At 72.3% G+C, this 20,784-nt stretch carries 17 protein-coding genes; 8 read left to right on the forward strand and 9 right to left on the reverse strand.

The window, feature by feature from the left end; all coding sequences use genetic code 11:
• Positions 1-64 precede the first annotated feature (64 nt).
• Positions 65-1,201 (forward strand): carboxylate-amine ligase, encoded by a 1,137-nt coding sequence (locus ACQP60_RS06870; protein WP_429729740.1) that lies wholly within the window; start codon positions 65-67, stop codon positions 1,199-1,201.
• 32 nt (positions 1,202-1,233) lie between these two features.
• Here ACQP60_RS06870 and ACQP60_RS06875 read toward each other — a convergent pair whose 3' ends face one another.
• The 5 genes from ACQP60_RS06875 to dxs all read right to left on the reverse strand — a co-directional run bounded on the left by ACQP60_RS06875 (position 1,234) and on the right by dxs (position 7,851).
• Positions 1,234-1,998, reverse strand: a complete 765-nt coding sequence (locus ACQP60_RS06875; RefSeq protein ID WP_429729743.1) for a PIG-L deacetylase family protein — start codon at positions 1,996-1,998, stop codon at positions 1,234-1,236.
• Between the two features lie 17 nt (positions 1,999-2,015).
• Positions 2,016-2,876: a pyruvate formate-lyase-activating protein gene (gene pflA, locus ACQP60_RS06880; RefSeq protein ID WP_429729992.1), complete on the reverse strand. Its 861-nt coding sequence runs from the start codon at positions 2,874-2,876 to the stop codon at positions 2,016-2,018.
• A 12-nt stretch (positions 2,877-2,888) separates the two neighbouring features.
• Positions 2,889-5,144 carry a formate C-acetyltransferase gene (gene pflB, locus ACQP60_RS06885; protein ID WP_429729745.1) on the reverse strand — a complete coding sequence of 752 codons (2,256 nt, stop codon included), beginning with the start codon at positions 5,142-5,144 and terminating at the stop codon, positions 2,889-2,891.
• 96 nt (positions 5,145-5,240) lie between these two features.
• On the reverse strand, positions 5,241-5,906 hold the full coding sequence (locus tag ACQP60_RS06890; protein WP_429729748.1) for an HAD family hydrolase: 666 nt from the start codon (positions 5,904-5,906) through the stop codon (positions 5,241-5,243).
• A 52-nt stretch (positions 5,907-5,958) separates the two neighbouring features.
• On the reverse strand, positions 5,959-7,851 hold the full coding sequence (dxs, locus tag ACQP60_RS06895; RefSeq protein ID WP_429729751.1) for a 1-deoxy-D-xylulose-5-phosphate synthase: 1,893 nt from the start codon (positions 7,849-7,851) through the stop codon (positions 5,959-5,961).
• Between the two features lie 208 nt (positions 7,852-8,059).
• Between dxs and ACQP60_RS06900 the strand changes: the two genes are divergently transcribed.
• The 4 genes from ACQP60_RS06900 to ACQP60_RS06915 all read left to right on the forward strand — a co-directional run bounded on the left by ACQP60_RS06900 (position 8,060) and on the right by ACQP60_RS06915 (position 11,740).
• Entirely contained in the window at positions 8,060-9,508 is a 1,449-nt protein-coding gene (locus ACQP60_RS06900) for a GuaB1 family IMP dehydrogenase-related protein (RefSeq protein WP_429729754.1), read from the forward strand.
• Between the two features lie 7 nt (positions 9,509-9,515).
• Positions 9,516-10,211 carry an NUDIX hydrolase gene (locus tag ACQP60_RS06905; protein ID WP_429729757.1) on the forward strand — a complete coding sequence of 232 codons (696 nt, stop codon included), beginning with the start codon at positions 9,516-9,518 and terminating at the stop codon, positions 10,209-10,211.
• 61 nt (positions 10,212-10,272) lie between these two features.
• Positions 10,273-11,220 carry an aminoglycoside phosphotransferase family protein gene (locus ACQP60_RS06910; protein ID WP_429729760.1) on the forward strand — a complete coding sequence of 316 codons (948 nt, stop codon included), beginning with the start codon at positions 10,273-10,275 and terminating at the stop codon, positions 11,218-11,220.
• A 58-nt stretch (positions 11,221-11,278) separates the two neighbouring features.
• Positions 11,279-11,740, forward strand: coding sequence for a DUF1801 domain-containing protein (locus tag ACQP60_RS06915; RefSeq protein WP_429729763.1), 462 nt, complete (start codon positions 11,279-11,281; stop codon positions 11,738-11,740).
• Positions 11,741-11,749: 9 nt separating this feature from the next.
• On the opposite strand, the gene ACQP60_RS06920 is transcribed toward ACQP60_RS06915, so the two are convergent.
• Complete coding sequence (locus ACQP60_RS06920; protein ID WP_429729766.1) at positions 11,750-12,424, reverse strand: TetR/AcrR family transcriptional regulator; 675 nt, start codon at positions 12,422-12,424, stop codon at positions 11,750-11,752.
• Positions 12,425-12,506: 82 nt separating this feature from the next.
• Here ACQP60_RS06920 and ACQP60_RS06925 point away from each other — a divergent pair, with 82 nt between their 5' ends.
• Positions 12,507-13,376, forward strand: coding sequence for an alpha/beta fold hydrolase (locus ACQP60_RS06925; protein ID WP_429729769.1), 870 nt, complete (start codon positions 12,507-12,509; stop codon positions 13,374-13,376).
• A 43-nt stretch (positions 13,377-13,419) separates the two neighbouring features.
• Positions 13,420-14,175 (forward strand): SDR family oxidoreductase, encoded by a 756-nt coding sequence (locus tag ACQP60_RS06930; protein WP_429729772.1) that lies wholly within the window; start codon positions 13,420-13,422, stop codon positions 14,173-14,175.
• Positions 14,176-14,535: 360 nt separating this feature from the next.
• Here the strand turns inward: ACQP60_RS06930 and ACQP60_RS06935 are convergent, their stop codons facing one another.
• Positions 14,536-14,703: a helix-turn-helix domain-containing protein gene (locus tag ACQP60_RS06935; RefSeq protein ID WP_429729995.1), complete on the reverse strand. Its 168-nt coding sequence runs from the start codon at positions 14,701-14,703 to the stop codon at positions 14,536-14,538.
• 694 nt (positions 14,704-15,397) lie between these two features.
• On the opposite strand from ACQP60_RS06935, the gene ACQP60_RS06940 reads away from it, so the two are divergent.
• Positions 15,398-16,249 (forward strand): abortive infection family protein, encoded by an 852-nt coding sequence (locus ACQP60_RS06940; RefSeq protein WP_429729775.1) that lies wholly within the window; start codon positions 15,398-15,400, stop codon positions 16,247-16,249.
• A gap of 369 nt (positions 16,250-16,618) precedes the next feature.
• Here ACQP60_RS06940 and ACQP60_RS06945 read toward each other — a convergent pair whose 3' ends face one another.
• Entirely contained in the window at positions 16,619-18,607 is a 1,989-nt protein-coding gene (locus tag ACQP60_RS06945; protein WP_429729778.1) for an ATP-binding protein, read from the reverse strand.
• A 690-nt stretch (positions 18,608-19,297) separates the two neighbouring features.
• Positions 19,298-20,770, reverse strand: a complete 1,473-nt coding sequence (locus tag ACQP60_RS06950; protein ID WP_429729781.1) for an ApeA N-terminal domain 1-containing protein — start codon at positions 20,768-20,770, stop codon at positions 19,298-19,300.
• Positions 20,771-20,784: the final 14 nt, after the last annotated feature.

A 20,784-nucleotide genomic window follows, 5' to 3' on the forward strand; every position in this document is an offset into this window, starting at 1 on the left:
CCGCCTCGACTCGCGGGAGCGCGGAAGAGCGCGACGACCGTGCACGCGTGTGAGACTGCCCCGCATGAAGCGGACCATGGGTGTCGAGGAGGAGTTCCTCCTCGTCGGCGAGGACGGACGACCGGTCGCCAAGGCGTCGGAGGCGCTGGACGCGTCCGACGACGCGGGCGGAGGCGTCGACGGGGACGTGCACCCGGCCGCGCCGCCGACGCGGACCGGCGGCGGGGCGCTCGAGGCCGAGTTCATGGAGGAGCAGCTCGAGACGGCGACGCACCCGCGCCGCGACCTGTCCGACCTCGCCGCCGAGATCCGTGCCGGGCGCGAGCGGGCCCAGTCGGCGGCCGACCGGGTCGACGCCCGCGTCGCCGCCCTGGCCACCTCGCCCTGGCCCTTCGAGGGCACGACGGTGGCCCGCCTGCGGTACCTGGAGGCGCGGGCCAAGTTCGGCCTCACGGCCCGCGAGCAGCTCACCAGCGGCTGCCACGTGCACGTCGCCGTGGCCGACGACGCGGAGGGCGTCGCCGTGCTGGACCGGATCGGGCCCTGGCTGTCCGTGCTGCTGGCCCTCAGCGCCAACTCGCCGTTCTGGCAGGGCGAGGACTCGGGGTTCGCGAGCTATCGCTCACAGGTCTGGGCACGCTGGCCCACGTCGGGCCCGGCGCGGTCGTTCGGCTCCCCGGAGGCGTATCACCAGGCCGTCGACGACCTCGTCGCGACCGGCACGATCCTCGACCAGAACATGGTGTACTTCGACGCCCGCCTCTCGTCGCGCTACCCGACGGTCGAGGTCCGTATCGCCGACGTGTGCCTCGACGCGGACACCGCCACCCTCCTGGGTGCCCTCGCCCGGGGCCTGGTCGAGACGGCCGCGAGGGAGGCGGCGGACGGCCTGCCCGCGCCGGTGCTGCGCACGGAGCTGCTGCGCACGGCCGCCTGGCGCGCCGGGCGGTCCGGCCTCTCGGACGACCTGCTGTCGCCGCTCACGTGGCGGCCCGCCGGCGCGCACGACGTCGTCGGGCAGCTCGTGGCGCACGTGCGCGACGCGCTGGTCGACGCCGGCGACCTGGGCGCCGTCACCGACCTGCTCGGCCGGCTCTGGGCGTCCGGTGACGGCGCGACCCGCCAGCGCGCGTGGCAGGCCGCCGGTGACGGCGACCTCCGCGTCGTCGTCGACCGCGCCGTGGCCGCGACGCACGCCTGAACGACACGCACCGCGGCCTGGGGCGGGGTCCGTCAGTCGTCCCAGCCCATCCGCAGCACCTCGAAGGGCGTCGCGTGGGTGACTCCCAGGCGTGGCCCGGTGGCCGACGTCATCCGGGCGAGGAACTCCGCCGGGTCGAAGTGCTCCCACCCGAGACCGTCGAGGTAGGCGGCGTGGGCCCGCAGGGACGCGACGCCCGCGTCGAAGGTGGCGGTGACGTCCACCGCGTGCCCCGCGTCGGGCGACCCGGCGACCCACACCTGGCGCACGCCGCCCCACGGCTCCAGGCCCTCGGCCTCCAGCTGGTCGGTGAAGACCCACCGGTTGCCGGCGTCGCGCACGGCGTCGACGACGGCGCGCCCGGTCGCGATGTGGTCGGCCTGGTTGAGCATCCCGCCGGGGAACGTCTCGCGGTAGTTGCCGGTGATGACGACCTCGGGCCGGTGCCGGCGCACCGCGCCCGCGATCGCCCGGCGCAGCGGCAGGCCGTACTCGATCACCCCGTCCGCGAAGCCGAGGAACTCCACCTCCTCGACGCCGACGGCGCGTGCGGAGGCGATCTGCTCGGCCTCCCGCACGCGGCGCGCCTCGTCGGGGTGCATGCCGTCGATCCCGGCCTCGCCGCTGGTCACCATGGCGTAGGCGACCCGCTTGCCCTGGCCCGTCCAGCGCGCGACGGCCGCCGCGGCGCCGAACTCCATGTCGTCGGGGTGCGCCACCACCGCGAGCGCCGTCGCCCAGGTCTCGTCGAGGGGCAGCAGCGGGGCGCCCTCGTCCCCGCGGTCGGTCGTCGTCATGCGACCACGCTAGCGACTCAGTACGTCGTGAGCCCGTGGGAGCGGAAGACGTCGCGCACGGCCTCGGTCGCCTCGGGCGTCGGCGGCTCGGTGCCCTCGAGCTCGTAGGTACGGCCGAGCTCGGCCCACTTGTCGCGGGCCATCTGGTGGAACGGCAGCACCTCGACCCGCTCCACCGTGCCGGGGCGCACGGCCTCGACGTCGGCGGCGTGCCGCGCGACGGCGGCGACGTTCTCCGGGTCGTCGGTGAGACCGGGCACCAGCACGAACCGCACCCAGACCTTGACGCCGCGCTCGGCGAGGCGGCGGCCGAACGTCAGCGTGGGGGCCAGCGAGCGCCCGGTGACGCGGCGGTAGGTCTCCTCGTCGCCGGCCTTGATGTCGAGGAGCACCAGGTCGGTGTCGTCGAGCATCGCGTCGGTCGCGTTCGCCCCGAGGAAGCCGGAGGTGTCGAGGGTGGTGTGCACCCCGAGCTCTTTCGCACCCCGCAGGATCCGCGCGGCGAACGCCGGCTGCATGAGCACCTCGCCGCCCGAGAGGGTGAGGCCACCGCCCGTGGCGGAGAAGATGCCCCGGTAGCGCGCGACGCGGGCCAGCAGGTCCTCGGCGCGCACGGGCTCGCCGTCCTTCATCGCGAGCGTGTCGGGGTTGTGGCAGTACAGGCACCGCAGGGGGCAGCCGCTGAGGAAGACGGTGAGCCGGGTCCCCGGCCCGTCCACCGCGGTGACGAGCTCCCAGGAGTGCACGGACCCGAGCTCGCCCGAGCGCATCAGCGCCAGGCGCTCGGCACGGTCCACGGCCACGGGCGCCAGGCCCTGGGGTCCGGCGCCGGCCCGGCGCGGGGAGGGGGCGTCCAGCAGCACCGGGCCGGCAGTCATGGTGGTCATCGCTCAGACCGCACCGTGGAAGGTCCGCGACAGCACGTCGAGCTGCTGCTCGCGGGTCAGCCGCACGAAGTTCACCGCGTAGCCGGAGACGCGGATCGTGAGCTGCGGGTACTTCTCCGGGTGCTCCATCGCGTCCTCGAGCGTCTCGCGGACGAGGACGTTGACGTTCATGTGGTAGCCGTCGGCACCCACCGAGGCGTCGAGCAGCCCGGCGAGGTTCGCCACCTGCTCCTCGCGCGTCCGGCCGAGGCCGGACGGCACGACGGTGTTGGTCAGCGAGATCCCGTCCTGCGCCTCGGCGTAGGGCAGCTTCGCCACCGACAGCGCGGAGGCGAGCATGCCGTGCGTGTCACGACCGTTCATCGGGTTCGCGCCGGGCGAGAAGGGCTCGCCGGCCCGCCGGCCGTCCGGGGTGTTCCCGGTGGCCTTGCCGTAGACCACGTTGGACGTGATCGTCAGCACCGACTGGGTGGGCACGGCGTCGCGGTACGTGCGGTGGCTGCGGATCTTCGCCATGAACGTCTCGACCAGCTCGACGGCGATGGCGTCGACGCGGTCGTCGTCGTTGCCGTAGGCGGGCCAGTCGCCCTCGGTCTCGTAGTCGACCACGATGCCGCGCTCGTCGACCACGGGGATGACGGTGGCGTACCGGATGGCCGACAGCGAGTCCGCCGCGACCGACAGGCCGGCGATGCCGCAGGCCATCGTGCGCAGCACGTCCTTGTCGTGCAGGGCCATCTCGAGCCGCTCGTACGCGTACTTGTCGTGCGACCAGTGGATGCAGTTCAGCGCCTCGACGTACGTCTCGGCGAGCCAGTCCATGGTGCGGTCGAAGCGGGCGCGCACGTCGTCGTAGTCCAGCGGCAGGCCCGGGGTGACGGCGGGGAACGCGGGCGAGACCTGGGTGCCCGTGACCTCGTCCTTGCCGCCGTTGATCGCGTACAGCAGCGCCTTGGCGAGGTTCACGCGGGCGCCGAAGAACTGCATCTGCTTGCCGACCGCCATCGGCGAGACGCAGCACGCGATGGCCGCGTCGTCGCCCCATGCGGGGCGGATCTGCTCGTCCGACTCGTACTGGACCGCGGACGTGTCGATCGACACCTTGGCGCAGAACTCCTTGAACCCCTCGGGCAGCCGCGGGCTCCAGAAGACCGTCATGTTCGGCTCGGGCGCCGGGCCCAGGTTGTACAGGGTCTGCAGGAAGCGGAACGAGTTCTTCGTGACGAGCGGGCGGCCGTCCTCGCCCATGCCGCCGATGGTCTCGGTGACCCAGGTCGGGTCGCCGGAGAACAGGGCGTCGTACTCGGGGGTGCGCAGGAAGCGCACGATCCGGAGCTTGATGACGAAGTCGTCGACGATCTCCTGCGCCTCGGTCTCGGTGAGGCGCCCGGCGGCCAGGTCGCGCTCGATGTAGACGTCGAGGAAGGTCGACGTGCGTCCCAGCGACATCGCGGCGCCGTTCTGCTCCTTCACCGCGGCGAGGTATCCGAAGTAGAGCCATTGCACGGCCTCGCGCGCCGTCGTCGCCGGAACGGAGATGTCGTACCCGTAGGACGCGGCCATCTCCTTGAGCTCGCCGAGCGCGCGGATCTGCTCCGCGTGCTCCTCACGCTCGCGCGCCACGGCCTCGCTGAACGGCTGGACGTCGAGGCCGAGCTTGTCGACCTTCTTCGCCGCGACCAGCTGGTCGACGCCGTACAGGGCCACGCGGCGGTAGTCGCCGATGATGCGGCCGCGGCCGTAGGCGTCGGGCAGCCCGGTGATGACGTGCGAGCTGCGGGCAGCGCGGACGTTCGGAGGGTAGACGTCGAAGACGCCCTGGTTGTGCGTCTTGCGGTACTCGGTGAAGACCTTCCTCAGGTTCTCGTCGACCGGGTAGCCGTACGTCTTCAGCGCGCCCTCGACCATGCGCCAGCCGCCGTTCGGCATGATCGCGCGCTTGAGCGGGGCGTCGGTCTGGAGGCCGACGATCAGCTCGGCGTCGCGGTCGACATAACCCGGCCCGTGGGCGGTGATGGCCGCCGGGGTCTGCGGGTCGACGTCGTAGACACCCTTCTCGCGCTCGGCCGGGAACATCGCCGAGAGCTTCTCCCACACCGCGGTGGTGCGCGCCGTGGGTCCCGCGAGGAACGCGTCGTCGCCCGTGTACGGGGTGTAGTTGCGCTGGATGAAGTCGCGCACGTCGATGCCGTCGCACCAGGGTCCCGGGGTGAAACCCGTCCAGGCGGTGGTCGTCGTGGGTGCCGCGTCGGTGGTCATAGGAGCCCCCTCCTTCTGAGGTCTGACCACATCCTATTCGTGAAAGTCTTCACAAGACAGGTCGAGGCGCTGTGACGTCGCAGACACCCTCCGAGGTCAGCCCAGGACGACGCCCGGCACCGCAGCGGCGAGGGCGATCGCCTCGCGGGTCGTCGGCGCGACGACGTCGGGCCGGTCCGGGCCGTCCCACGACCGGCCGTGCGACACCCACGCCGTACGGGTTCCGGCGGCCCTGCCGACAGCGACGTCGGCGTGCCCGGCGTCGCCGATCATCCAGACGTCGCGCCGGTCGACGTCGGCGGCGCCCAGCCGCTCCAACGCGATCTCGACGATCCGAGGGTCGGGCTTGGCCACGCCCTCCTCCCCGGAGACGACGATCGCGTCCACGTGCGCCTCGATGCCGCACCGCGCGATCTTGCCGCGCTGCTGGACGGGGTCGCCGTTCGTCACCACGGCGACCTGGTGCCCGGAACCGCGGAGCCCGTCGAGCGAGCGCAGCACGCCGTCGTACGGGCGCACGCGCTCCCGGATCCCGACGCGGAACCGCTCGATCGCGGCAGGCACGTCGTCGGCCCAGCCGAGCCTGTCGACGATCACCCGCGCGAGGGCGGACTTGGACGAGAACCCGCCCTCGTCCGCCGCGACGATCGCCGCCAGGTCCGCGTCCGTCCCGCCCGCGTCCGCGACGGCGGCGGCCGCCCAGGAGGCGAACGCGTCGTCCCGCCCCACGAGGGTGTTGTCGAGGTCGAAGAGCCAGATCATGCCGGGAGGCTAGCCCCCCGCAGCGCGGGACCGCCCGGTCGTCCGAGGTTCGTCAGTCGCGGGCGAGCGCCGCGAGCGCGTCGCGGACGGCGTCCTCGGCCCGCATCCGCTGCTGACCGATGATCTGGTCGCGGCTGGCGTGGTCCAGGAACGCCGTGGGCAGGCCGAGGTGCACGAACGGCGTGCGCACGCCCTGCTCCCCCGCCCGCTGGGCGGTCGTGGCGCCGACGCCGCCGTCGACGACGCCGTCCTCGATCGTCACGACGAGGTCGTGTTCGCCGGCGAGCTTCACGAGCGCCTCCGGCACCGGCAGCACCCAGGTGGGCGCGACGACGTCGACCGCCAGGCCGTGCGCGGCCAGCGACTCGCCCGCCGCGAGCGCCGCGGGGACCATCGAGCCGACGCCGACCACGAGCACCTTGGCGTCCGAGGTCGCGGCGCCCGCGCCCGGGGTGTGGCGCGCGACGACATCCACGCCGTCGAGCTCCTCGAGCGCCGGGATCGCGTCGACGAGCGCGCTCTTGGGGTAGCGCACGACCGTCGGCGCGTCGTCGACGTCCACCGCCGCGCGCAGGGCCGCGCGCAGGGTGGGCTCGTCGCGGGGCGCCGCCAGCCGCAGGCCGGGCACGATGCGCAGCATCGCCATGTCCCACATGCCGTTGTGGCTGGCGCCGTCGTCGCCGGTGATGCCGGCGCGGTCCAGCACGAACGTCACGCCGGCCTTGTGCAGGGCGGCGTCCATGAGCACCTGGTCGAAGGCGCGGTTGAGGAACGTGGCGTAGAGCGCGACGACGGGGTGCAGCCCGGCGAACGCCATGCCCGCCGCCGACGTCGCCGCGTGCTGCTCCGCGATCCCGACGTCGAAGGTGCGGTCCGGGAACTCCTGCGCGAAGGGGGCGAGGCCCACGGGATGCAGCATCGCCGCGGTGATCGCGACGACTTCGGGCCGGTCGCGGCCGATCTGCACGATCTCGTCGGCGAACACCGAGGTCCAGCCGAACCGCGACGGCGCGACCGGCAGGCCCGTCTCGGGGTGGATCCGCCCGACGGCGTGGAAGCGGTCGGCGACGTCCTGCTCGGCCGGGGTGTAGCCACGGCCCTTCTCGGTGATGGCGTGCACGATCACGGGGCCGCCGTACGCCTTGGCCCGGCGCAGCGCGTGCTCCATCGCGGCGACGTCGTGCCCGTCGACCGGTCCGACGTACTTCAGCCCGAGGTCCTCGAACATGCCCTGCGGCGCGACGACGTCCTTGAGGCCCTTCTTCAGCCCGTGCAGCCAGTCGTAGGCGAACCGCCCGGGCGCGCCCGTGCGGTGCAGGGTCCGCTTGCCCCACGACAGGAAGGCCTCGTACCCGCGCGTGGTCCGCAGGGTGTCGAGGTGGTTCGCCACGCCGCCGATCGTCGGCGAGTACGAGCGGCCGTTGTCGTTGACGACGATCACGAGGCGGCGCTCCTGCGAGGCCGCGATGTTGTTCAGCGCCTCCCAGGCCATGCCGCCGGTGAGCGCGCCGTCGCCGATGACGGCCGCCACGTGCCGCTCGGGGTGGCCCTGCACGGCGTTCGCCTTGGCGACGCCGTCCGCCCACGACAACGCCGTGGACGCGTGCGAGTTCTCGACGACGTCGTGCTCGGACTCGGCGCGCGAGGGGTAGCCGGACAGCCCGTCGGCCTTGCGCAGCGCGGAGAAGTCCTGGCGGCCGGTGAGGAGCTTGTGCACGTACGCCTGGTGGCCCGTGTCGAACACGAGGGTGTCCCGCGGGGAGGCGAAGACGCGGTGCAGCGCGATCGTCAGCTCGACGACGCCCAGGTTCGGCCCCAGGTGCCCGCCGGTCCGCGACACCTGGTCGACCAGGAAGGCCCGGATCTCCGCCGCGAGCTGCGTCGTCTGCTCCGGCGAGAGCCGGCGGACGTCCTCGGGCGAGCCGATGCTGCTCAGCAGGCTCATGCGTTCCTCCCCGTTCATAACCACACCACTCTAGGCGGTCCCGCCCGGTGGTCCGGGACGTCCCGCGGACCGCGCCCCGGCACGTGCGGGCGCGGTAGAGGGTAGTTTCGACCCTGGCCGACGGGAACACGTGACCGCCGGCGAGCGTTCGGCAGAGGGACGACCCAGGAAGCTCGTCCTCTCCCGACACACCTCTCAGGGGACACCTGTGCGCTTTCTCGACGGGCAGCAGCCCACCACCGACCTCACCTACGGCGACGTCTTCATGGTCCCGTCCCGCTCGGACGTGACCAGCCGTTTCGACGTCGACCTCTCGACCGACGACGGTACGGGGACGACGATCCCGGTCGTCGTGGCGAACATGACCGCCGTCGCCGGACGCCGGATGTCCGAGACGGTCGCCCGCCGCGGCGGCGTCGCGATCATCCCGCAGGACATCCCGGTCGACGTCGTGGCCGACGTCGTGGCCGACGTGAAGTCCAAGGACCCCGTCATCGAGACGCCCGTCGTCGTGGCGCCCACGGACACCGTCTCCACGGTGCTGACGCTGCTGGGCAAGCGCGCGCACGGCGCCGCGGTCGTGGTGGCGGACGGCAAGCCCGTCGGCGTCGTCACCGAGGGCGACTGCGGCGCCGTCGACCGGTTCGCACAGGTGCACCAGGTGATGTCGGACGACGTGGTCATGCTCGACGCCGCCGCGATCGACGCCGAGGGCCTCGAGGCCACGTTCGAGCGCATGCACGCCGCCAAGATCCACCTCGCGCCCGTGGTGCGCGACGGCGTCCTCGCGGGCGTCCTCACGCGCAAGGGTGCGGTGCGCTCGTCGGTGTACCGGCCCGCGCTCGACGCCGCCGGCCGCCTGCGCATCGGCGCGGCCGTCGGCATCAACGGCGACGTCGCGGCCAAGACCCGCGAGCTGCTCGACGCGGGCGTGGACGTCCTCGTCGTCGACACGGCGCACGGCCACCAGACGAAGATGCTGCAGGCCCTCGAGGCCGTGCGCTCCGTCGACCCGCAGGTGCCGGTCGTGGCGGGCAACGTCGTGACCGCCGCCGGCGTGCGCGACCTCGTCTCCGCCGGCGCGGACATCCTCAAGGTCGGCGTCGGGCCGGGCGCCATGTGCACCACGCGCATGCAGACCGCCGTGGGGCGGCCGCAGTTCTCCGCCGTGCTCGAGTGCGCGGCCGCCGCGCGCGAGCTCGGCAAGCACGTGTGGGCCGACGGCGGCGTGCGCCACCCGCGCGACGTCGCGCTGGCGCTGGCCGCGGGCGCCTCGCAGGTGATGATCGGCTCGTGGTTCGCCGGCACGTACGAGTCCCCCGGCGACCTGCACGACGACGGCACCGGCCGCCTCTACAAGGACTCGTTCGGCATGGCGTCCGCGCGCGCCGTGGCCGCCCGGACCGCCGGGGCGGGCTCCGCGTTCGGCCGTGCGCGCAAGGCCCTGTACGAGGAGGGCATCTCCACCGGCAAGATGTACCTCGACCCGCTGCGCCCGGGCGTCGAGGACCTGCTGGACGAGATCACCTCCGGCCTGCGCTCCAGCTGCACCTACGCCGGTGCCCGCACGCTCGGGGAGTTCCACGAGCGTGCGCTGGTGGGCGTGCAGTCCGCGGCCGGCTACGCCGAGGGCATGCCGGTCGCGACGAGCTGGTGACCCGGGCGTGAGCACGGGGACGGCTGCGGCGCGCGCCCAGCTCGCGGCGCTGGCGGCGGACCGCCGATTCCTGTCGGACTGGGGGCTCGCGCGGGGCGACCTGGACGCCGCGTCCGCGCGCCCCGCGGCCGTCCTCGTGCTCTTCGGGGTGCTGGACGACCTCGCCGCCGACCACGACGCCCAGGCCCTCGCCGTCGCGCACGACCTCGACGTGCTGCTCCTGGAGCGGGCGGCGACCCTGCGCTCGCACGCCGGGCAGGTCGCGTTCCCCGGCGGGCGGGCCGAGGACGGCGAGACGCCGGTCGACGCCGCTCTGCGCGAGGCGGTCGAGGAGACCGGGCTCGACGCGGACGGCGTCGAGGTGCTCGGCACGCTGGCGCAGCTGCCGATGCCCGTGAGCAACCACCTGGTCACGCCGGTCCTCGGGTGGTGGGCCCGCCCCACCCCGGTGCGCGTGGTGGACGTCGGGGAGTCCGCGCACGTCTTCCGCGCCCCCGTGGCCGACCTGCTCGACCCCGACCACCGCGTCACGACCGTGCTGCGGCGCGCCGGCCGCACCTGGCGCGGGCCGGGGTTCGAGGTGCTCGACGGCGACGGCGTTCCGCACCTGGTGTGGGGGTTCACCGCCGGCATCCTCGACGCCGCCTTCGACCGCCTGGGCTGGACGGAGCCGTGGGACCGCGGGCGCGAGCGCGAGCTGTGACCCGCCCGCCCCGCCGGCCCGTGCGACGTCGTCGGCCCCGATCGCCTGGGACGATGTCCTGGTGCCTGCCGCCGAGATCGACGTCGACGTCCCGCTGACCCGTGGGCTGCTCGCCGAGCAGCACCCCGACCTGGCCGAGCACCCGCTGGAGATCGCCGCGCACGGCTGGGACAACGTCATGGTGCGGCTCGGCGACGACCTGGCCGTGCGGCTGCCGCGCCGCGCGCTGGCGGCGCCCCTCGTCGAGCACGAGCAGCAGGCGCTGCCCGCCCTGGCCGGCCGGCTGCGGTCGGCGGTGCCCGACGTCGTCGTGCCCGTGCCGGTCCGCGTCGGGCGGCCGAGCGCTGCGCTGGGCTACCCGTGGCCCTGGAACGTCGTGCCGTGGGCGGACGGCGTGAGCGCGGAGGCGACGCCCGTGGCCGCGCGCACCTCCTGGGCGGGCACGTTCGGCCGCCTGCTGGCCGCGGTGCACTCCCCCGCACCCGACGACGCGCCGCCCAACCCGGTGCGCGGCGTCCCGCTGCACGAGCGCGCCGAGGCGCGCGAGCCCGCCGCCCTCGACGAGCGGCTGGCGGCCGTCCCGCCGGACGTCCGCGCCGCGGCGCGTCGCGTCTGGGACCGCGCCCTGGACGCCCCCGCGTTCGACGGCCCGCCGCGATGGCTGCACGGTGACCCGCACCCCGCCAACCTCGTGGTGGCGCCCGGCGAGGGCGGTGGGCCGGACCGGCTGGCCGCCGTCGCCGACTGGGGCGACGTGACGTCCGGCGACCCGGCCTCCGACCTGGGCTCGCTGTGGCTGTGCTTCGACGACGAGGGCCGGGCCAGGTGCCGGGCCGAGATCCAGGCCCGGGCGAACGGCGGCCACGGCTGGGACGACGCGACATGGGCCCGTGCCGCGGGCTGGGCGTTGCTCTACGCGACGAACATGCTCGCGCACCCGGAGCTGCACCCCCGCATGGTGCCGATCGGTCGCCACGCCGTCGCGGCGCTGCTCGACGGCGCCGCCTGAGCGGCGGACGGCGCGGCAGACGGCGCGGCGGACGGCATGGCTGCGGCAGACTCAGGTCATGGCCCGCGACGCGCAGCAGACCACCTGGACCGACGCCGACCCCCGCGCGTTCGTCGCCGCCGTGGCGCGCCCCGCGCGCCAGCGGGACGCCGAGACCCTGCTCGCCCTGATGGAGCGTGCCACCGGCCAGCCCGCGCGGATGTTCGGCGCGTCGATCGTGGGGTTCGGCGAGTACCGGTACGCGTACGCGAGCGGCCGGACCGGCCACGCCGCGGCGGCCGGGTTCTCCCCGCGGGCGGCCGCGAGCGTCGTCTACCTGTCCGACGGCGTGGACGCGCACGCCGACGCGCTGGCGCGCCTCGGGCCGCACACGACGGGCGTGGGGTGCCTGTACCTCAAGGACCTCGCGCAGGTGGACCTCGACGTCCTGGAGGAGATCGTCGCCGCGTCGTACGCCGCGCTCACCGCGGGGACGTACGGGCTGCGGGCGCGCGAGGGCGGCGAACCCTCGCCCCGGTGACGGTGACGGTCAGCCGGCGGCGAGCGCTGCCGGGTCGGCCCCGTGAGCCTCGAGCGCGCCCCGCACGGCCGCGAGGGCACGGTCGTAGACGGCGTCGTCGCCGAGCAGCAGCGAGCCGTCGTTGGCCGCGTTGAGCATCGCGGTGATCTCGAAGGCGAGCTGGTCGACGTCGGTGCCGTCCCCGAGCTCCCCCGCCTCCACGGCGAGCTCCGCGTGCCGGCGCAGGTAGGACGTCCAGTCACGGTGGGCCGTGACGACCGCGTCGTGCACGTCCCCGTCCCGGGTGTCGAACTCGACCTCGACCGTCCGGAAGAAGCACCCGCCCGCGAACACCCGGCGGCGGGAGTAGTCCGTCCAGTGCCGCACCAGCGACCACAGCCGGGCCAGGCCGGGCGCCGCCTGCCGGGCGGGCTCGACGACCGCCTCGACGAACATGCCCCGGGCGTGCTCCACGGCGGCGAGCTGCAGCCCTTCCTTGCCCCCGAACAGCCCGGCGATCCCGCTCTTGTTGACCGGCAGCCGCGCGGCGAGCGAGCCGAGGGTGAGCGCCTCGAGCCCCCGGACGGACGCGTCCTGGACGGCGAGGTCGAGGACCGCCCGGCGCGACCGGTCCCCGCGCACGCGGCGGCCGTCGGTGGGCCCGTCGTGCGGGGTGGTCGGCGTGAGGGGCGTCTCGGTGGTCACGAGTTGAGTGTACGACCGTTCGTTCAGTGTTACTGTGCGAACGTTCGTACAGATATCTCACCGCCCTCGCCTGGAGGCCGTCGTGCCCTACGTCCCCGCCCCCGTCAGCACCGGACTGCGCGCCCTGTCCGCTGTCGCTCCCCCGCTCGCCGTCCGGGCGGCCGCCCGCGCGTTCTGGTACGTCGGGCCGCCGGCCGCGGTCCGGCCTGCCGACCGCGGTGTGCACGAGCGCTCCCGCCGGGGCGCGGTCGACGTCGACGGCGAGCGCGTCGTCACCTACCGCTGGGGCGACCGCCGCGCGCCCGCCGTGCTCCTCGTCCACGGCTGGAAGAGCCGGGCCGCCCGGTTCGCGGGGCTCGTCGACGCCCTCGAGGCCGCCGGCTTGGGCGTGGTCGCGTTCGACGGCGTCGCCCACGGCGACTCCAGCGGGCGACGCATGTCCGCCCTCGAGCACCAGGCCGCGATCCGCGCCGTCCACGACGCCGAGGGGCCCTTCACCGCCGTCGTCGGGCATTCCCTCGGGGCCCTCGCCGCCGGGCTCACCCTGGCCGACGGCCTGCCCGTCGACCGTTTCGTCTCCGTGGCGGCCATGACGGGCTTCGACGCGATCGCCGAGTCCTTCCTGCGCCTGGTCGGGATGCCCGCCGCGCTGCACGAGCGCTTCTGCCAGCACGTCGAACGCACCTTCCCCGGCGACGTGCGCGACGTCCGCGCGCGGATCGACCTCCTCGCGCACCCCGTCCCGGAGGGCGTCGCGACGCTCTTCGTCCAGGACGACGACGACCGCATGTCGCTGCCGGCGGGCGCGCCGCTCCTGCACGCGGCGGTGCCCGGGAGCGAGCTCCTCACCACCCGCGGGCTCGGGCACAACCGGGTGCTCGACGACCCCGCCGTCGTGGCGGCCGTCGTCGCCCACGTCACGGCGTCGCGACCCGCGACCGTGAGACGGTGAGCCGAGGCGGGCACGAGCCCGCCGGGCTCTGTGGAGGTGGGCGGTGCGGGTTGTCGTGGTCGGCGGTGCGGGACGGATCGGGGCGCGCCTGGTCGCGCTGCTGCGGTCGCGGGGCGACGACGCGGTGGCCGCGTCCCGACGGACGGGGGTCGACGTCCTGACCGGGATGGGCGTCGACGCGGCCCTCGCCGGCGCCGACGCCGTGGTCGACGTGTCGCGCTCCCCCTCGATGGCGCCGGCCGACGCCCGGGCGTTCTTCGCCACCGGGACGCGGGTCCTGCTCGACGCGGGCGAGCGCGCCGGAATCGGCCACCACGTGCTGCTGTCGGTCGTCGGGGCGCGCCGCCTGCCGGGAGCGGGCTTCCTGCAGGCCAAGGTCGCGCAGGAGGACCTCGTCGCCCGGTCCGGGCGTCCGTTCACCGTGCTGGCCGCCACGCAGTTCTTCGGCTTCGCGACCGGGATCGCGGACGCCGCCACCCACGACGGGCCCTCGGGCCCCGAGGTGCGCCTGCCCGACGTCGCGGACCAGCCCGTCGCCGAGGACGACGTCGCGGCCGAGCTACTGCGCGTCGTCGAGGGCGGGCCGTCCGGCGCGACGCACGAGCTCGCGGGCCCCGAGTCGATGCGGCTGCCCGCGTTCGTCGCCGCCGGCCTGGCGGCGCTCGGCGACCCGCGGCCCGTCGTCGTCGACCCCGACGCGACGTACTTCGGGGCCATCGTGACCGGCGACGAGCTGCTGCCCGGCCCTGGCGCCCGGCTCGGCGTCGTGCACCACCGGGACTGGCTCGCGCGGCGCTGACCCCCAGGACGACGCGTCAGCACGTACTGCAGTTCTGGTCGTCCGACGGCGATGCCTACCTCCCCGCCCACACAAAACCCCAGGTCAGAAGCCCATGCTGCGGCACCAAGCGGTAATACCGCGCACTACGTGAAGCGTCTAAGACGACGTGCTTCCATCGCGGTAGTTGAGGCGGATCCACCCCCGCGCGCACGCCCGCCAGCCAGTCACGAAGCCTTCGGTCGGCTCAGACAGCTGCGGGCCAGCGCGATGGTGATGAATCGGGTCCCGCATCGGGTAGACGCGTGGACGTCGCAGCCGACTACTTCTCGACGGTCGACAGCAGTTCCGCCGGGGCCACATCGAGCCCCCGGGCGAGCTTCACGATGACGTCGAGGGTGGGTTGCGAACGCCTTGCTCGAGACCGCCGATGTACGTCCGATCGAGTTCGACGTGGTGAGCGAACTCCTCTTGAGACGCCCAACCTCCCTCGTGGCGCAGTTCCCGGAGTCGACCGCCGAAGGCACGGCGATGCTCGGGGATAGGCAGGTCTCAAACGTTTCGCTACGCTGACTATCGGTCCACGGACGATGAGTCACATCGACAGCGCGCCGGGTCTCCGCTCACACGGCCCGTTCGGACTCGCCTGCGCTACTTGATCGCATCGCATGAGAGACCACCGCCACGGCGCATGACCGCCAACCCAGGAATCGAGCCCGCCACGTTCCGAGAGTTGACGCGCGAGGATACGGCCCGCGACGTGCCCGTGGCGCAAGCGCCGTCCGAAGTGCTAGCCCGCCCGATCGCGAACGCACCCCGACTCGTTGGTGCCCTCTCACCCCGGCCCCGCAGCGGGCACCGTCCAGTACCACCATCGGTGCTCAAGGACCTCCGAGAAGCGGGAGCTTCTAAGGCACTCGGCGCGCCGCCCCTTTCGCCAGCGCAGGTCGATCGGATCGTCGCCATACTCCGAATGGTGCTGCCAGCGGCATCCTCTGGGTCGCTCGCGGTTCAGGCGGCGCTGTCACGATGACCTCATTGAGCCGGGTGCGCCCCACATCTGGCGATCCCCCACCACATGACATCAGAGGGAACGCGACACCACGAGCACTCCCTGCCAGGCCGAAGTATGACGGGGGGCACGCTCGCGAGACACTCGAGAGCGTCTGCCGGAGCTCCGGCTGCGAGATGACTCTGTCGGCGCGGTCGTCGAACGGCCCTGACCCACGCGCAAGGAGATCCCATGGGAACCTTCACCCCGCGAGTGATGCGGTTGCTCTCGGACGAGCTGACCGGGACGTCGATGCGCGAGATCAACGCGCTGTTCGATGACCGAGGCATCGCCCTCGGCCCTCCGCAGCCGCGCGAGAACGATGAGAGCGTCCGACGAGAACTCATGCGCCGATATCTCGTGCCGCTCAACCTGGACGACGCCGCCGACGCGCGACGGCTCACCGCCGTCTTCAGCGACGTGCTGCAGAAGATCATCCACAGCAGCGCGACCGGCTGGGACAACAACGATCGTCTGCGCGACAAGTGGATCCGGATCTTGCGGGAGGACGGCTTCGACGTCGACGAGGTCACCGGCACCGTGCGACTCAACGGAGCCGCGGCCGGAGCGCGCCTGACCGAGCACGCACTCAACGCCCTCCCCGATCCGCAGTCCATCCAAGATCACCTGCACAGGCTCGGCGACAGCGTCGACACCGATCCTCGGCTCGCTGTGAGCACCGCCAAGGCCCTGATCGAGTCGACCGCCAAGTGCGTGCTCACCGCCCGCGGGCAGAGCTACGCCCGCACGGCGAGGGTTCCTGCCCTGGTCAACGCCGCCCAAGAGTCGCTCGGCCTCGCCCCCAAGTCAGTGAGCGACGAGGACCGCGCGCTCCGCCAGGCACTGCAGTCCCTGGTCACTCTCACCCAAAGCGTGACCGAGCTCAGGAATAGCATCGGCATCGACCACGGAGCCGAGGAGGTGCCGAGGTGGGTACGCCCTCGACACGCCCGCCTGGTCGTCGGCGCGGCGCAGGTCTGGTGCCAGCTCATGCTCGAGACGCTCGCTGATCCCGATGCACCCTGGCGTCGTTCGAAATCCTGATTTCAGCAGGCGGCGCTGCCCGGTCCTCTGGTCACAGACCTGTCCTTCGCTCAGCCTTGTCGAGCGCAATCAGCAGCTGACCTGGATCCAGGACCAAGGCGAGCATGCAGCCCGCCCTGCGCGCCCACTGTCCTGAATCGTCGCCCTCGTCGAACCTGATCGCCGAGGCAAATTAGCCAGTGCAAATCTCTCCCGCCTGCGCCCAGCGGTCAATCCACTCCAGGTCGACGAGGAACGCGTGGCCGCAGCTCCCGCAGAGCATGCGCCGGTCGCGCGAGAAGTCGATCGGCCGCTCCATCGCCCCGCACAGCGGGTGCCCACTGGGACTTTCGGCTGGCTCCAATCGCGGGTTGCACGAAGGCCGCGAGGTCACGCCGCCGGGTCTTTCGTGGTCGGCCCCTCGCCATCTGCCAGCAGGCCCTCCGGGATGACGTCGCCGTGGTTCCGGCGGAGGTAGTCACGCGCGTCGTCGAGCGACGGGTCGTGCTGGAGGCTCTTCTGAAAGTAGTCCAGCCGCCGCCTCGCGTCGTCGATGATCTGCCCCCAGTCGCGCACCCACACGCGGACTCGCGCCCCCGGTGCGTCCGGGAGCTCGGGCTCCATCACCAGCCCGCGCTCCTTCCCTCGCTGGTGCGCCTCGTGCCGTACGCTCCTCTCGACCTCGCCCGTGACGAGCCAGAAATCCCACTCCGTAGTGCTGCTCGCGAATCGAGGATCCTCGGCCACGGCCATCGCGTAGGCCTTGATCTGGGCGAGCTCCTTCTGCCCTGCGACGACCTTGGGTGCCTTGAGCTCGATGACGAGGTGGCGGTTGCGGTCGTGCTCGGTCGCCGATGCCGAAAGCAGGAGGTCCAGCCGGCCGGACCTGCCGTCGATTTGCTTCACTGGAGCGGCATCGGTCCGAGCGTCGCCGAGGATCTCCAGATGCCGATCCAGAGCGGCGGTCAGGCCACGCTCGCTGATCATGAGGTTGTACTGCTCACCGAAGACCCAGAGCTCGCTCTCCAGGATGCGGTGCAGATGTGCCCGTTCTCCGATCATCTTGTTGGTCTCGGGGTCGAAGACCATCAGCTCGAGCGCGCGCAGGAACTCGAGGCGGTTCGTGACGTTGCTCGATGCCTGGATCACGCGGGAGAGGCTGGTCCGCTTGAGGAGGTGCTCGAGCTGGTCTCGCTCGTCGGCCGCGAGTCCGACGTACTGGTCCAGAAGGGCAGACACATCGCTCGGACGCTGCTGGATGGATTCGCGCAAGAGCCCCAGCGTCAGCTTCTTCTGCTGCCGCCCGCTCGGGATGTGCCTACGGATCGAGGTGGCGACGACGTCGAAGGTCGCGCGCTCGACCTTCTCCTCCTCGGTCGACGGCTCGCCCTCGTACGGATAGACGCTGCCGGCCTTCCACTCCTCCACGAGCTCCCGGCGTCGCTGGGCGCGCCGGTCGTCGAAGTGCCGTTCCAGAACGCGGTCGACCTCGGCGAGCAACGCCCCGAGCACCGACGGCGTGGTCTCCATCCGGGCCAGGATCCACTCGTTGTGGTGCTCAGGCATGTCGTCCCAGAGCACGTACGCGGAGTACCGGAAGTCTGGTGCGGGCGCTCTGTCGAGCGCGTCGATGGGGACGCCCGAACCGTCGCACAGGTGGATCGCCCGCTCGCTCCCCTGCTTCCACTCGATGATCCGGAGCGTCGCCTTCCGCGCCACGCCCTCGTGCCACCACTCGATTTCGTACGCGGTGTCGCCCTCGATGCTGTCCCCGGGTTGAACTCGCGCGCCGTCATAGACGACCGCGACGTCGGGGCGGGCAATGAGGTAGGGGGCGAACGTGGCCGTCAGCCGGTCGCGGGCCTTGTCGGCATCGAGGCGGTCGAGTCCCTCTCGCCCCTCGGCGGTGAAGCGCGTCCCCGTCTTCGCGTCGGTGCTCTCCGGATCCGAAATGTCCACGTCGTTCCGAGCGCTGGAGGACGCGCGGACGACCGACCGCAGGCGCTTGCCGTCAACGCTGTCTGCCACGGTGTCCCAGATGATCCGGGAACCGAGCGCGAAGGCCCGCAAGCGACCCTGGCCGAGGCGGCCGTGCAGCGGACGCCCCTCGCCCTTGCTCCGACCGCTCACCGACTTCCAGGAATTGCCGACCCACCGGAACGCGGACACCAACTCCTCGGGGGCCATCCCATGACCGTCGTCCACGACTTCGGCACCGATCACGCCGCCGGCATCGTTGCGGTGAAGCGTGACCACGACCTCATGAGCATCGGCGTCCAGGCCGTTCCACACGAGCTCGATGACCGCCTTGATCGGATCGTTCTCGTGCGCGAGCCTCTGGACGAGGTCGTTGCCAGCCTCAAGCTGTATGCGCGCCACGGACACATCCTGCCAGCGACGACCGACAGATGGGGCGCGCTTCGATACTCGCTCTTCATGCTCGGTGCGCGCTCGACGCGGTGAGATACAGGCATCCGACGGAGGGCCAGCAGGGGATGGACGGTAACGGACCTTGGCGTGGGCGACGATGAGCCGCTGCAGTTTTACTGGCCACCGACATCCCCCGTCGGCATGGCCACCCGTCGGAGCCGACGGACCAGGCCGCGTCGAAGCGGCCGCTGATGCACGGCCCGCGGCCCACACCCTGGCCACGGCCGACCCGCATCACGAAGGCAGGCGCGGGGTGGCGGGTCGAGCACGGTGAGGCAACCGCACAGCAGCCGTCGGCTGTGCGTACAGCGCGTGCCGGCGGAGCCATGGGGTTCGGATCAGTCTCACCGTCCGGCGGCGACCGTTGCGGCATGAACTGTAGCCTCCAGAAACTTGCCGCAGTGGTCGCGGAGCGCTAGTCAAGGTTCGCTGTCGGCCTTCGACTGCCTTCAACGGCGGCTACATCGAGGGCGTCGCGAGGACTGAGCACATCTGCGTGACCGACACGTAGCTCGCAGTGGAGGGCGGGATCGACGGGATCGCGTCGACGGACTCCGATGATGCGACCGGCGAGTACAGCACCATGGGCATCAGGGCAGGCAAGAAGTTCGCGAACTTCGCCTTCCTCTGCACGCGGGGTCATGCCTCCTCGTGATCGTCCCCCTCGAAGAGCCCGCGCCACAACTCCGCGTCGCGGGCGAACCTCTTGGACGCGGACAGTGCAGATGAGAGCACCTCGGGCGGCACTCCGGCATGCTGGAGAAGCCGGATCTGCAGCGCCCATCGCAGACTTCGGCTCGTTGCGTACATCGCCAGATGCCGCTCCTCAGCGTCTGCGTCGGCGTCGCGGTTGGAGTGGGCCAGATCGTTGCGCAGGCGACGCATCGCGTCCTTCCACCGGTCCGGGTCGCCAACGCATCCAGACGATGCAGCGATGACCTCGGTGGCGAGGCGCTTCATCCGGATGGGGTAGCTGTCCTTGTAGAGGTAGGTCCCGAGCGCCGACGAGAGCTCGTTGCGCACCGCCAGCGGGACCTCGGACTTCCTCAGGGCTCGCTTCGCGGCCTCGACATCCTCGTTGGAGAACCGACGTGAGTCCGGGTAGAGCGTGGCGTCCATGCCCTCGGCGGTCGTCGTCAGGGCCAAGGCTTCGGCGTCGACGGTCTGGAACGCGCCGGACATGGCCGCGGAGATCACCTGCGGGGTCGGGGTCAGCAATGCGCTGGTGCGGCACCAGGCGGCGATCGTCTCGAGCGGGAGGCTCTCGCGGGTGAGGAGCATCTGCGCCCGGTCGTCGGTCGGCCGCTCGGCCTGGCTCTTCACGGCGTCGCCGAAGACGGCGCACCACCTCTCCCCGACCTTGACCTCGACGTCGAGGATCTCGCACCGCTCCCCCGCGAGGATCGTCATGAGCGCCTGGACTGGATAGATGAACCTGTCGAACATCGCCGCCAGCGTCCAGCCGGACAAGCCTTCGACGGCGAGCAGGTTCTTCGTGCGGATGCGCCCGCCCCAGACGTTCGGGCCCGGCACAGTCCCAACGGTGCTGAGGCGCAGGGTGGCGTCCTCGTCGAACTCGACGAATGGGACCGTGATGTCCCCCGGGGGCTCGAAGCTCATCGAGACCTGGATCGGTTTGTCGCGCTTGATTCGAGTGTCCATGCCGGTGAGGCCCGCCCAGAGCTCCAGGTGGGTGAGACGGATCCGGAACGCCTCGAACGTCGTAGACGGCGACGGGACGTGCGCGCCTACGATGCACCAGTCCGCGAGCAGGCGATGCAGCTGCGTGCCCTCGTCCTGGACATCGCCGAACCGGAAACTCGTCCCATGACGGGTCGCCGTCCACGCGCTGAAGAAGGTCAGCTCTTTCGGCGCGAACGGGATGGTGCCGTGGACGACAAGGTCCTCGGGCTCCGGTGCCTGCCTGATAGCCACGCCGTTGGCCACGGGCACGGTGTCGAACCCGGGAGTCAGCGGTTCCGCGACCTCGATGGAGATCCCGCTGGAGTCGACCTTGCAGAAGCCGTCCGACCTGGTAGCGGGCACGGGCCCGGCCACCCAGAACCTGCCGACCGTTTGAGCCATGTCCACGGGGAACTTCGCGATCGCCATGGAGCGATTCTGGG

Origin of the sequence: Isoptericola variabilis (assembly GCF_050311655.1) — a bacterium.
Lineage (GTDB): Bacteria > Actinomycetota > Actinomycetes > Actinomycetales > Cellulomonadaceae > Isoptericola > Isoptericola variabilis.

Excerpts from the sequence above, each read along its gene's own strand:
- ACQP60_RS06870 (WP_429729740.1), top strand. The coding sequence starts at position 65 with ATGAAGCGGACCATGGGTGTCGAGGAGGAGTTCCTCCTCGTCGGCGAG.
- ACQP60_RS06875 (WP_429729743.1), bottom strand. The coding sequence starts at position 1,998 with ATGACGACGACCGACCGCGGGGACGAGGGCGCCCCGCTGCTGCCCCTC.
- pflA (WP_429729992.1), bottom strand. The coding sequence starts at position 2,876 with ATGACTGCCGGCCCGGTGCTGCTGGACGCCCCCTCCCCGCGCCGGGCC.
- pflB (WP_429729745.1), bottom strand. The coding sequence starts at position 5,144 with ATGACCACCGACGCGGCACCCACGACGACCACCGCCTGGACGGGTTTC.
- ACQP60_RS06890 (WP_429729748.1), bottom strand. The coding sequence starts at position 5,906 with ATGATCTGGCTCTTCGACCTCGACAACACCCTCGTGGGGCGGGACGAC.
- dxs (WP_429729751.1), bottom strand. The coding sequence starts at position 7,851 with ATGAGCCTGCTGAGCAGCATCGGCTCGCCCGAGGACGTCCGCCGGCTC.
- ACQP60_RS06915 (WP_429729763.1), top strand. The coding sequence starts at position 11,279 with ATGGCCCGCGACGCGCAGCAGACCACCTGGACCGACGCCGACCCCCGC.
- ACQP60_RS06940 (WP_429729775.1), top strand. The coding sequence starts at position 15,398 with ATGGGAACCTTCACCCCGCGAGTGATGCGGTTGCTCTCGGACGAGCTG.
- ACQP60_RS06950 (WP_429729781.1), bottom strand. The coding sequence starts at position 20,770 with ATGGCGATCGCGAAGTTCCCCGTGGACATGGCTCAAACGGTCGGCAGG.